General features: G+C 72.7%; 9 protein-coding genes and 1 pseudogene. 4 read left to right on the forward strand and 6 right to left on the reverse strand.

Features of this window, described 5'->3' with window-relative positions; genetic code table 11:
- The first annotated feature begins 41 nt into the window (after positions 1 to 41).
- Positions 42 to 851: a hypothetical protein gene (locus OV079_RS20105; protein WP_267770450.1), complete on the forward strand. Its 810-nt coding sequence runs from the start codon at positions 42 to 44 to the stop codon at positions 849 to 851.
- 97 nt (positions 852 to 948) lie between these two features.
- Here OV079_RS20105 and OV079_RS20110 read toward each other — a convergent pair whose 3' ends face one another.
- The gene (locus OV079_RS20110) at positions 949 to 1455 is read right to left on the reverse strand and encodes a hypothetical protein (protein WP_267770451.1); all 507 of its coding nucleotides are present in this window, start codon (positions 1453 to 1455) and stop codon (positions 949 to 951) included.
- Positions 1455 to 2668, reverse strand: a pseudogene (locus tag OV079_RS20120) (zinc-dependent alcohol dehydrogenase). The gene OV079_RS20110 and the pseudogene OV079_RS20120 overlap by 1 nt, the downstream one beginning before the upstream one ends.
- 177 nt (positions 2669 to 2845) lie before the next feature.
- Between OV079_RS20120 and OV079_RS20125 the strand changes: the two are divergent.
- Together OV079_RS20125 and OV079_RS20130 are read left to right on the forward strand one after the other, a co-directional pair.
- A complete protein-coding gene (locus tag OV079_RS20125) occupies positions 2846 to 3898 on the forward strand; it encodes a glycosyltransferase family 4 protein (RefSeq protein ID WP_267770454.1) in 1053 nt (350 codons plus the stop codon).
- Positions 3895 to 6066, forward strand: coding sequence for an amylo-alpha-1,6-glucosidase (locus OV079_RS20130; RefSeq protein ID WP_267770455.1), 2172 nt, complete (start codon positions 3895 to 3897; stop codon positions 6064 to 6066). The genes OV079_RS20125 and OV079_RS20130 overlap by 4 nt, the downstream gene beginning before the upstream one ends.
- 222 nt (positions 6067 to 6288) lie before the next feature.
- Here OV079_RS20130 and OV079_RS20135 read toward each other — a convergent pair whose 3' ends face one another.
- The 3 genes from OV079_RS20135 to OV079_RS56085 all read right to left on the reverse strand — a co-directional run bounded on the left by OV079_RS20135 (position 6289) and on the right by OV079_RS56085 (position 9393).
- Positions 6289 to 6726 carry an OsmC family peroxiredoxin gene (locus OV079_RS20135; RefSeq protein ID WP_267770456.1) on the reverse strand — a complete coding sequence of 146 codons (438 nt, stop codon included), beginning with the start codon at positions 6724 to 6726 and terminating at the stop codon, positions 6289 to 6291.
- A 397-nt stretch (positions 6727 to 7123) separates the two neighbouring features.
- Complete coding sequence (locus tag OV079_RS20140) at positions 7124 to 7705, reverse strand: DUF6624 domain-containing protein (RefSeq protein WP_267770457.1); 582 nt, start codon at positions 7703 to 7705, stop codon at positions 7124 to 7126.
- Between the two features lie 419 nt (positions 7706 to 8124).
- Entirely contained in the window at positions 8125 to 9393 is a 1269-nt protein-coding gene (locus OV079_RS56085; RefSeq protein ID WP_267770458.1) for a hypothetical protein, read from the reverse strand.
- A 165-nt stretch (positions 9394 to 9558) separates the two neighbouring features.
- On the opposite strand from OV079_RS56085, the gene OV079_RS20150 reads away from it, so the two are divergent.
- Positions 9559 to 10779, forward strand: coding sequence for an MFS transporter (locus tag OV079_RS20150; protein WP_267770459.1), 1221 nt, complete (start codon positions 9559 to 9561; stop codon positions 10777 to 10779).
- 537 nt (positions 10780 to 11316) lie between these two features.
- Here OV079_RS20150 and OV079_RS20155 read toward each other — a convergent pair.
- A complete protein-coding gene (locus OV079_RS20155) occupies positions 11317 to 12378 on the reverse strand; it encodes an STAS domain-containing protein (RefSeq protein WP_267770460.1) in 1062 nt (353 codons plus the stop codon).
- Between the last annotated feature and the right edge of the window lie 136 nt (positions 12379 to 12514).

Here is a 12514-nt window from a genome sequence, read left to right on the forward strand (position 1 = left end):
AGGCGATTTCCATCCATCACAAATCACCGATCGAGACCTCCATGCCGACACCTCGTTCGCCGTTCATCCTCGCGCTCGTAATGTTCGCCTGCACCGAGCGCCCGCTCGGCGACACCGACGGCAGCACCGCCGGGCCGAGCACCAGCGATTCGCCGCCGGCCACCGGCACCAACACCGACGCGCCGGGCACCGCCACGCTCCCCACCACCGGCGCCCCGCCGCAGCCCACCACGGCGACCACCGTCGATCCCAGCGGCACCACTGGCATCGACCCCAGCGCCACCACGGCCATCGACCCCAGTGATACCACCGTCGATCCCAGCGGCAATACCACCTTCGATCCCCTGCCCAAGCTCGACATCTTCGAGCCGGGTCCGACCTCGGGCCTGACCGGCTGCCCCCTCGGCACCCCCGCCGGCACCATGGTCAGCGGCAGCTCCACGATCGGCCCGTTCGCCGCCCAGCGCGCCTGGTTCGGCTTCTCTGGCTTCGGTGACGAGCCGTTCACGCCCGTGCTGCTGTTCCTCTCGCCAGCCGCCAACCCGGACGTCGAGCTTCTGCACAAGAACGGCAGCTCCGGCCCGATCCTCATGGACGACGTGTTCAGCGATCCCTTCTCCGAGGGCGGCTGGATCGGCACCTGGCCGGTCTCGGCCAACGTCTTCGCCGAGGGCATGCTCGGCGAGGTCGCGCGCCCCGACGCCGTCGTCATCGACGAACTCGCCGGCAACTGGGAGCGGGCCGACCCGGCCGACCCGCCGCGGCTCGTCGGCAGCTTGCAGGGCGGCATCGCCGGTCCGTTCGACGCCGTGTTCTGCGACAAGCTCGTCTCGATCATCATCCCCGAATGAGCCCGCCCCTGCGCAGCTCGTGCCTCGATCACGACCTGCCCTTTCGGACATCTCGTTCGAGGTCCCCGTCCGGGCGAGCTGGCCGCGGGCGCTTCGCTCAGAATCGCAGCAGCAGCCCGCCCGCGCCGACCCCGAGCTGCGGCGCGCGCTCCGGGAGCCGCTGATACAACAGGCGGTCGGTGAAGATCGCCGCCGGCACCAATCCCGCCACCGCCACCGCCGCGAAGATCGGCGCCGCGATCAGGGCCCCGCGGCGGTCGGGGCAGTCGCGGACGTAGCTGCCCCGATGCTGGTCGCCGCAGGTGCCGAGGATCGCCAGCGGCACCGCCGTGCCGATCAGCCCGACGATCGCCACGGTCCACGACACCGCGGCCTTGATCTTCACCTTGCGCCGCTCCGCCCGCCACTGCCGCTCGGGGATCACCGGCGGCAGCAGGTCGGGCGGCGTGATCGCGATCATCGGCGTCGGCACCGTCGGTGGCGGCGGCTCGCCCTCCGTGTCGGGCCGCACCATCTCGCGGTCCTCGGGCGGCGCGCTCCGGGCCGTCGCGCCCGCCGGCGCCAGCGAACAGGCGACGGCCACCGCCAGCACGCCGGCGCGCATCACGACTCCGGCCGCAATTCGACCTTCAGCCAGCCCGGTCGGCGCAGGTCGAACGCCTTGTACGCGGCGATGACGTCGGTCAGCGGCTCGACGCGGGTGATGAATTGCAGCGGGTCGACCGTCCCGCTCCTCACCAGGTCGAGCAGCTTGGGGATGTACTTGCGGTGGTGGCAATTTCCATCTTGACCGTCAAGTTCTTGTTCATCGCCTGGCCGATCGGGAAGAAGCGGGCCGTCTGCGGGTACACCCCGACGATCGACAGCGTGCCCGCCTTCGCCAGCGCCTCGACCGCCCACTCGAGCGCCTGCGACGGCGCGTCGCCCGGGTGCCAGTGCTCGCCGTCGGGGTTCGAGCGCGGCGCGACCTCCTCGAGCTCGCGGGCGTGCTGGTCGTACTTGCGCTCGGCCTCGGCGCGGGCCGCCCCGCGGTGGGCGTGGCAGGCGTCGACGCCGACCGCATCGATCGCGCGGTCGGGCCCGATCCCCCCGGTCAGCGCGCGCAGCGTCTGGACCGGGTGGTCGACGTCGAAGTTGATGATCTCGGCGCCCTGGGCCTGGGCGATGGCCAGGCGCGACGGCTCGTTGTCGACCGCGAAGACCCGCACCGCGCCCATCAGCTTGGCGCTGAGGATCGCGAACTGACCGACCGGGCCGCAGCCGAACACGACCACGGTGTCGCCGTCCTTGATCTCGGCGTATTCGGCGCCCATGTAGCCGGTCGGGAAGATGTCCGACAGCAGCAGGGCCTGGTCGTCGCTGACCTCGTCGGGCAGCTTGACCAGGTTGACCGCGGCGAACGGGATGCGCGCCTTCTCGGCCTGCAGCCCGTGGAACGGCCCCGTCTCGGCCGGCCCGCCGTAGAACGCCGTGCCCGCCTGCGGCCCCTTGGGGTTGACGCGATCGCACTGGGCGAAGTAGCCGGCGCGGCAGTACGAGCAATAGCCGCACGCGATCGTCGACGGGATCACCACCCGGTCGCCGACCCGGAAGTTACGGACCTCCTTGCCGAGCGACTCGATCACGCCGACGCCCTCGTGACCGAGGATCGTGCCCGCCTGCATGCCCGGTACGCTGCCCCGGATCATGTGCAGGTCGGTCCCACAGATCGCGCTGGCGGTCAGCCGGACGATCGCGTCGGTGGGCTCGCGCAGCTTCGGTTCGGCGACATCCTCGAGGCGGATGTCCCCCACATCACGGAAGACGACTGCTCGCATGGGGGCGCTTATGCGACGTTTCGCCCGCGCGGCAACTCGCCTCTCGTCATGGTGTGACGACGCGGCGGCCGAATCCGTTGAGTCCGCTGCTGCCTCGACCGGGCGCCGCCCGCAGCCCGCTTGCGACCCCTGGGAATCGCGCTAGCTTCGGCCCGCCCCGCGGGGTGGAGGTCGCGCATGCGCATCGCGCAAGTGGCACCGCTCTTCGAGAGCGTACCGCCGCACACGTACGGCGGCACCGAGCGGGTCGTCTCGTACTTGACCGAGGAGCTCGTGCGCGGCGGCGCCGACGTCACGCTGTTCGCCTCGGGCGACTCGCGCACGCGCGCCGAGCTCGACCCGATCTGCGCCCGCGCGCTGCGCCTCGACCCCGAATGTCGAGACTCGCTGGCGCCGACCATCCGCCTGCTCGAGCGCGTCGCGCGGCGCGCCCACGAATTCGACGTCGTCCACTTCCACATCGACTACTTGCATTTCCCGCTCAGCCGCCGGCTCGGCGTGAAGCAGCTGACCACGCTGCACGGCCGCCTCGACACCCGCGAATTGCAGGCCGTCTTCGACGAGTTCGCCGACATGCCGGTGGTCTCGATCTCGCTGGCCCAGCGCCGCCCGCTCGCCCAGGCCCGCTTCATCGGCAACGTCTACCACGGCCTCCCGCTCGACCTCTACCGCTTCGAGCCCGAGCCCGACGACTACCTCGCGTTCATCGGCCGGGTCTCGCCGGAGAAGCGGGTCGACCGGGCGGTGGCGATCGCCCGCCGGCTCGGCATGCGTCTGCGGGTCGCCGCCAAGATCGACCGCCACGACCGCGAATACTACGAGCGCGAGGTCGCCGGCCTGTTCGCCGATCCGCTGGTCGAGTACGTCGGCGAGATCGGCGAGGACGACAAGGGCGCCTTCCTCGGCAAGGCCCGCTGCCTGCTGTTCCCCGTCGATTGGCCCGAGCCGTTCGGCCTGGCGATGATCGAGGCCATGGCGTGCGGCACGCCGGTCGTCGCCTTCCGCTGCGGCTCGATCCCCGAGGTCCTCGACGAGGGCGTCACCGGTTATTGCGTCGACTCGCTCGAGGCGGCGGCGGCGGCGGCGGCGCGAGCGATGACGCTGGATCGTCGACGTTGCCGCGAGCGGTTCGAACGCCGCTTCAGCGCCGAGCGCATGGCCCGCGATTACATGCGCCTCTATGGTGCGATCGTGGAGGACCGCGGCGGAGGAGTGGCCGCATCGCCATGACCAGGCCCGCGGAAGACGAAGAGGACCGGTTCCAGATCCTCGCCACCGCCTCGCTCACCCTGAGCGGCGCCCGCGTGCTCAAGCAGGGCGACACCTTCGCCGTGTTCGACCGCTTCGGCGACATCCGCCCGTGGGGCGTGCTGGGCGCCCAGGGCCTCTACCACGACGGCGCCCGCTTCCTCTCGGCCCTGCGCCTGCGCCTGGAGGGCCAGCCGCTGCCGCTGCTGAGCTCGACCGTCAGCCGCGACAACACGGTGTTCGTCGTCGACATGATGAACCCCGACCTCCCGCCCGGCGGCGAGCCCGTCATCCACCACGGCACCCTGCACGTCGCGCGCGAGAAGTTCCTGTGGCAGGCCGCCTGCCACGAGCGGCTCCGGCTCACCAACTACGGCCCCGACCCCGTCGACGTCGACCTCGAGATCGCCTTCGCCGCCGACTTCGCCGACGTGTTCGAGGTCCGCGGCACCCGCCGCGAGCGCCGCGGCGCCCTCCATTCACCTGAACTTTCGGACAGCTCCGTCGTGCTCGCCTACACCGGCCTCGACGGGGTCGAGCGGCGCACCCGGCTGCGCTTCGACCCGGCGCCCGAGGTCCGCGCCCCCGACCGCGTGCTGTACCGCCTCCACCTCGCGTCCAGGGTGACCCGCGAGGTCTCCCTCGCCGTAGCCTGCGAGGTCGGCGACGAGCGGCCCGCCGACCTCCCGTACGGCGTCGCCCTCACCCAGGCGATCGAGCTCCTGCACGAGTTCTCGGCCCAGGACTGCAGCGTCGACAGCTCGAGCGAGCAGTTCGACGACTGGATCTGCCGCTCGCTCGCCGACCTGCGCATGATGATCACGCGCACCCCCGCCGGCCTCTACCCGTACGCCGGCGTGCCGTGGTTCTCGACCCCGTTCGGGCGCGACGCGATCATCGCCGCCCTGGCCGCCATGTGGGTCAGCCCCGACCTCGCGCGCGGCGTCCTGCGCTTCCTCGCCGCCAGCCAGGCCGACCGCATGGACCCGGCCGCCGACGCCGAGCCCGGCAAGATCGTCCACGAGATCCGCGGCGGCGAGATGGCCGCGCTCGGCGAGATCCCGTTCAAGCGCTACTACGGCAGCGTCGACGCCACCCCGCTGTTCGTCGTCCTCGCCGCCGCCTACCACGAGCACACCGGCGACGGCGCCACGATCGCCGAGCTGTGGCCGCAGATCGAGCGCGCCTTGATGTGGATCGAGCGCTACGGCGACCTCGACGGCGACGGCTTCGTCGAGTACGGCCGGCGCTCCGAGGCCGGCCTCCTCCATCAGGGCTGGAAGGACTCGCACGACGCGGTGTTCCACGCCGACGGGAGCCCGGCCGAGGGCCCGATCGCGCTGTGCGAGGTCCAGGGCTACGTCTACGCCGCGTGTCAGGGCGGCGCGCGCCTGGCCGAGCTGCTCGGCGACGAGGGCCGCGCGCGGATCTTGCGGGCCCGCGCCGAACGCCTGCGCGCCCGCTTCGACGAGGTGTTCTGGTGCGACGAGCTCGACGGCTACGCGCTCGCGCTCGACGGCGGCAAGCGGCCGTGCTGCGTGCGCACCTCGAACGCCGGCCAGTGCCTGTTCAGCGGCATCGCCCTGCCCGAGCGCGCGCGTCGGCTCGCCGACCGCCTGCTCGCCGACGACATGTTCTCCGGCTGGGGCATCCGCACCGTCAGCACGCGCGAGCGGCGGTACAACCCGATGTCCTATCACAACGGCTCGATCTGGCCCCACGACAACGCGCTTATCGCCCTCGGCCTGTCGCGCTACAACCTCAAGGACCACGTCCTCCGCATCATGGAGGCCCTGTTCGACGCGACCCGGTTCGCCGAGCTCAGCCGCCTGCCCGAGCTGTTCTGCGGCTTCCCTCGCCGCGACGGCGCCGGCCCGACGAACTACCCCGTCGCCTGCTCGCCGCAGGCGTGGGCCGCCACCACCCCGCTGCTGCTGCTGCAAGCCGCCCTCGGCATGAGCGTCGACGGCACCGAGGGCCGCGTCCGCTTCGTCCGCTCCGCCCTGCCCCCCGCGCTCGAACGCGTCTCGATCCGCAACCTCCGCGTCGGCACCGGCAACATCGACCTCGCCCTCCACCGCCACCCCGAAGACGTCGGCATCCACATCCTCGGCCGCCGCGGTCCGGTCGAGATCGTCGCCATCAAGTGAGGCGACTTCGCCGGGTGCCCACACGGGCATGTCCGAAGGGACATGCCCTCGAGGACCTGTCCCCAGGGACATTGTCCCGAGGACACGCCCCGACCGCAGCGGGCCTCGCCTCCCGGCGCGGCGGCCCTCGCTCGCCGGCCACGCGAGGTGACGAGGTCGGTGACGCGAGCCGCCCCGCGTCGCCGGGCCCGGACCGCAGCGCGGTTCGAGCCCCTGCGGCCCTTATTGCGCCGCCGAGCGCAGCGACGCCTTGAGCGCGATCGTGCGGACGCCCGCCAGCGCCTTCGACACCGGGCACGCCTTCTTGGTCGCCTCGGCGATCTCGGTGAACTTGTCGGCGTCGAGGCCCGGCACGTCGGCCTCGGTGGTCAGCTCGATCGTCGTGATCGAGAAGCCCTCGCCGTCCTTCTCGAGCTTGACCGCCGCGGCGGTGTGGATCGATCGCGGCGGCGTCCCGGCCTTCTCGAGGCTGAGCGACAGCGCCATCGAGAAGCAGCCCGCCAGCGCCGCGCCGACCACCTCTTCGGGGTTGCTGGCCGGCTGGCCCTCGAACCGCGAGGCGAACGAGAACGGGATCTCGGGCGCGTGCTCCGGCTTCATCGAGCCCTTGCCGGTCTTGATCGAACCTTCCCACTGAGCGCTGGCTTTGCTGGTTCCCATCGGTGTCTCCGGCCGCGGAACTTAGCACGACGCCCGGCCCACGGCGCCGTCGCCCGGCCCGCCGAGCCCCTCCGCGAGCGAGCTCGGCCGGTCGCCCCGGCCCTCATCGCCAGCAGAACGCCGTCGCGCCGGCGGCCCGCGCCCGCCTCGACGCGCCTGTGCACCGGCCTCCCCACGCCGGCTCGCCCCCTCGCCGCGGCGCGCAGGAAGCGTGCCCTCCGGCGAACCCGGGCCCACGCTCGCGCCGTCGATTCCACGGTCGTGGGCCGCGAACTCGCCGGACCACGACCGCCCGCGCGAGCCGAGCCTTCGCGTGGCGGATGCGACGGAGAGCGCCGCCACGTCGTCTCACGGCGAACGTGCCGGCTCTCGGTACAATGTCCCTCAGGACATGTCCTCAGCGCCAGCCGACGCGACGCGCCCACGCCTCCATCTCGGCCCGCCGCGCCGCGTGGTCCGCCGGCGGCTGCACGCCGGGCGGCGGCGGATGGCGCCACACCATCGGCGGCAGGCCGACGGCCGCGCGCCGCTCCGCCAGCGACTCCGGCGCCTCGACCCCGACCATCGGCACCATGGCAGTGCCGTCCTCGCTCCAATCGTACTGCGTGCCGTAGCGCTGCGGCCGGCCCTCGGACACGCGGATCCGGTCCTCCAGCTTCGCCACCTCCGCCGGATCGGCGTCGCCCTCCGCGGCGGCCCGCTGCAAAAGCGGCAGGCAGCCGCGCAGCAGCTCCGGCTCGCCGATCGCGTGTTGCACGATCCGCCAGGCCGCGCTCGCCCCGTCCTCACCCACCCGCGCTCGCCCCGGCCAGCCGACCCGCGCCAGCACCTCGCGCAGCCGGGCCGCGTTGCGCCGGTGCACCGCCTCCATCTCCGGGTGGTAGCCGGCGAACAGGCTGCCGTCGCGCGCCAGTCGCTCGCGCGTCTCGTCGTCCTCGGCGATCCATCTTATGAGGTCGGCGCGCAGCTCCTCGTTCATGCGCCGAGCATTGCCGCCGTCGCGCCCGCGCGCAACCCGGCAGCAGCGAACGGAGGTCGGCCTTCCGAGGATCTCTGGCGCTTGCGACATCCGCCCGCTCATCCAACCGACGCGGCGCTCCAGGATGTTCCTGAGGCAGGGTCGAGACGCGAAGGACGAGCCGTCCTGGCGCCCGACTTCCTCGTGCCTCGGTGAACAGCCACGGCGCGACGAAGGCCGACGACTCCCCATGATGCGAGCGAGTGTTTCTGCGGTGGTGCGCGAGCCGAGCCCTATCGCGCGGCCGCGAGTTCACCTGGCGCCGAGCGACGCGCCCGCCGTCGCCACGCGAGGGCGATCCTCGCGGCCGACCTGCCAGCTCGCGCGCCCTGGACAGTCATCCCATGCTTCAAGGGACATGTCCTTCGTCGCATGTCCCTTTAAACATCTTTGAAGAGACATGTCCTTCGGGACATGGCATCGCCCCCGCTCATCCCCCCGCCCGCAGCCGCAGCGCCTCGGCCGCGGCCAGTCGCTCCTCGGGGCGCCCGATGTCCCCCGCGATCGTCCCGCCGCAGCCCGGGCACGTCCCCGCGGCGCGGCTCAGCAGCGCCTGACACTCGGGCTCGGAGCAGCACGGCCGGCGCCGGCGACCGGCCAGGCGGACCGCGAGCACCGACGCCACCAGCACCGCGGCGATCCCCGCCTCGTGGATCATCGCCGCCGCCACGCACCCGACGAGCCCGGCGATCCCGACCGGCAGCGCCAGCGCGGCCTGGTCGGCGCGGCTGCGTCGCCACACGCGGAACACCGGGCGGCCCGCGTTCGACACCTTCTCCGGCAGGGCCGGCGCGATCGGCTCGTCGCGCTCGAGCTCGTCGTGCGTGTCGTCCAGCGCCCGCGTCAGCGTCGCCACGCTGTCCGGCGGCGGCCAGCTCGCGCGGCGGCAGCCCCAGGTCGCTCGCCAGCGCCGGCCGCTCGCGTTCGAGCCGGCGCAGCGCCGCCCGGAAGTAGCTGGCTTGATTGGTGCCGAGGCAGGCCAGCACCGCCTCGCGGCCGGCCCCGCGCGCGTGGACCTGCGCCGCCAGCAAGAAGCACAGCTCCTGCGGCGACAGGTACCCGAGCCGCTGCACCGACCAGCGCGAGCGCAACGTCCCGTCGTAGATCGGCTCCGAAGTGTGGCGCAGCGCCGCGTTGGCGCTCAGCACCCCGAAGCCGAGGAACACCGCGGTCATGTCGGTCAGCTCCTCCTCGAGGTCGTGGTCCTCGACGCACAGCGCGTGGTGCGAGCGGTACGCGTGCGCCACCTCGTGGGCCAACGTCGCCGTGATCCCGCCCGGATCGTCGAGCAGCGCCAGGTCGGCGCCGAAGCGGGCGACCCCGGCCTCGATGCCAAGGAACAGCCCGGCCGCGCCCTCGTGGTGATGCGTCGCCCCCAGCGCCACCGGCCCCTCGGGCGCCGGCGGTCGCCCCTCGTACAGCTCGATCTCCGCGCCGAGCTCGAGGTCCGCGTAGCGGAACAGCCGCCGCACCAGCCGCAGCACCCCTGCCGCGCTGCGCGTGAAGCGGTCGGGGAAGAACTCCGGCCGCGGCAGCACGATCGGCGTGCACACGAAGTGCTGCCAGTCCGCCTGCCGCAGCAGCGCCCCGAGCCCCTCGAGCAACCACTCCTGGCGCTCCTCCGCGGGCAGGGCCTCGAGCTCCGACACGCAAGCGAATGTAGCGCAGCGCCGCCTCCACCGCAGCCCCGCTCGGGCGCGCCCCTGCATGCACCGCAATCGCCCGCCGGGTTTCACGCGCGCACGCGCCTCAGCGCACGCCGGCCCGCGCGTCGGGGCGCCCCGCGCGGCCGCTCGCTCGCCTATCATCGCGGTGTGTCCACGCCGGGCCTGCTCGCCAACCGGAACTTCCGGCGCCTGTGGATCGCCCAGGCGATCTCCTTGTTCGGCGACTGGTTCACCTACGTCGCCGTCGGCACCCTCGCCCTGTCCGAAAGTACAGGTCTCTACGGCGTCGCCGCCGTCCTCGTCGCCCACACCTTGCCGCGGGCCGTGCTCGCGCCGTTCGCCGGTCGGATCGCCGATCGCCGTGATCGCGGCACCATCCTCGTCGTCGGCAGCCTCCTGCGGGCCCTCGTCGTCCTCGTCATGATCGCGGTGGTCGGCAGCGGCGACGCCGGCACCGCCGCCCTCGCCGCCCTCGTGTTCGTGCGCATGGCCCTGTCGGCCTTCACCGATCCGGCCGCCAGCGCCGCCCTGCCGCAGCTCGTCCCGGCGCACCAGCTCGGGGCCGCCAACGCCCTCCTCGGCGCCACCTGGAGCACCATCTTCGCCCTCGGCGTCGCCGCCGGCGGGTTCGTCACCGCCTTCGTCGGTCCGCACGGGGCCCTGGCGATCGACGCCGCCACCTTCGTGCTCGCGGCCCTGCTGTTCGCCACCCTCCCGCGCCTGCGCCCGGGCGAGCGGACCGCCGGCGACGCCTCCGCCTCGATGGTCGTCCCGCCCGACTTCCTCGCCGCCTGGCGCCGCACCTGGCGCGACCCGGCCCTGCTGCACGTCGCCCTCGCCAAGATCCCCGTCGCCCTCGCCAACGGCGGCGCGTGGGTCCTGCTGCACGCCGTCGCCGGGCGCGAGCAGGCCGCAGCCGTCGCGGTCACCCTCGGCGTCATGCACGGCGTGCGCGGCATCGGCACCGGCGTCGGCCCGTTGCTGTGGGCCCGCGTCGCCCGCCTGCGCGGCACCGTCTCCGGCATCCACCTCGGCACCGCGGTCACCCTCGCCGGCGTCGCCCTGTTCGCCGCCTTCGACGTCCCCGCCGTCCTCGTCGTCGCCTCGGTGCTGTGGGGCCTCGGCATGGGCGCCACCTGGGTCACCTCGACCACCCGGCTGCAGCTCACGCCCAACGCGATGCTCGGCCGCCTCGCCGCCATCGACCTCATGGCCCACACCTGCGCCCAGTGCGTCGGCGGCCTGCTCGGGGCCGTCGTCGCCGACACCCTGCTGTTCCCCGCCGGCGCCGGCTGGCTCGGCGCCGCCGCCGGCCTGCTCGCCTGGGGCCTGCTCGTCCTGCTCGTCCGCACCCGCCCGCCCGCGTGACGCGAGACCGACCGGCATCATGGCCAGGACCATGGCCGCGCCGTCACGCGACTGGCGTCATTACCCGGACCATCGCCGCCACCGCCACGCGACTGCTATCATTGCCGACCTCATCGTCGCGGCCAGCGACCGCCGCCGAGGCGGGTGTCTGCCATCATTGCCGAGACATCGCCGGGCCGCAAGACTGGCATCATCGCCAATCGCATCACCGATTCGCCACGTCATCGACAACTCGCCGGGGCTGGCGGAGCGCTCCACGACTGCCATCATCACGAGACAGTCGCCACCCGCCAGCGCGCCCGTTCACCTCGAGTCCATCCCCGCGGCCAGCGCCATCCTTGCCATCGCAACCGCGCAGGCGCGGGCCGCTGCGTGACGCCGAGCGCGGCTCGTCATACGGCAGCGGATAGGCCCACAGACCAGGCTCGGAGCCGAACGAGTCGAGGAGACGATGCCCTCGGGGACGCCTCGGGTCGGGCGGCGCTCCATCCGGCGACGCGGGCGGCAGATCCGGAGGTACGGAGCGGGGCGACCCCTTCAGTTCCGGCGCCCGACCTCGCCGCCGAGGCACACGCGCAGCCCCTCTTCCATGTCGCGCTGCGTCTGGATCTTGCCCAGATCGACCCCGAGCGACACCAGCGTCTGCGACACTGCCGGCCGGATCCCCGTGACGATCACCCGCGCCCCGAGCAGGCCGACCGCGCGGACGATGCGGAGCAGGTGGTCGGCCGTGTTGGTATCGACCAGCTCGACCGCGGTCAGATCGAGGATCACGTGCTGCGTCCCCGAGCCCTCGATCGCGTGCAGCAGCCGCTCCATCAGCGTCGCCACCGACGTCTCGTCGAGCGCGCCCATCACCGGCACCGCCAGGATCCCGCTCCAGATCCGCAGGATCGGCGCCGACAGCGTCCGCAGCGCTCGCTCTTGCTGCTGGATCAGCAGCAGCTTCTCGCGCACTTGCTGCTCCGAGCGCGCCCGCTCCTCGATCTCCGTCTTCAGCTGCTGCAGCGCCACCGCCAGGTCCGCGGAGGTCGCCTGCCCCGCCGCCAGCAATTGCTGCATCCGCTCCTCGAGCGTCACCGTCGTCGGCGTCACCAAGAACTCGTCGTATTCGGCCCCGTCGGCGGCGAAGCTGGTCTGTTCGGCCCAGCACGGCACCCCGAACAGCTTCGCCGTGATGCCGGCCAGCTTGCCCGCGATCATCGCGCTGCCCCACTTCACGTTCAGGGCCCGCTGGTACAGCGCCTCCCAGCCGTTGATCACGCGATAGCGGGCCTCCTGCCTGACCCGGTCGAGCGAGACCAGCAGCCAGCGGCCCCACCCGGCCGGCCAGGCGATGTCTTGCATCCGCACCAGGCCCTCTTCGAACGAAGGCGCGCCGGCGATCACCTCCCAGTCGCCCTCCACGCTCTGTTGCCCGCCGAGCTGCAGGCACAGGTTGAAGCGCTCGACCCCCACCATCGCGCACAGGCCCGACATCAGCCCGGCCACCGACGACGGCACCCACATGCTCAGCGTCGGCACCCCGGCCCACAGATTCAAACCGCGGTCGAGATCCCATTCGATATCGAAGCCGATGTTGATCTTCGCGTTGGCCATGAACGGTATGTTTATACCGCCGCCCGCTCGCGCCCGGGCGAACATTCGTACCGGCGCCGCGCCCGCCGCAGCGACTGTCGGCACTCTCGGGCGTCCGCGATCGCGCCGCTGAAACGCGTTGCACCTCGCCGCCGCG

This window comes from Nannocystis pusilla, from assembly GCF_026626665.1.
In the GTDB taxonomy this organism is placed as follows: domain Bacteria; phylum Myxococcota_A; class Polyangia; order Nannocystales; family Nannocystaceae; genus Nannocystis; species Nannocystis pusilla.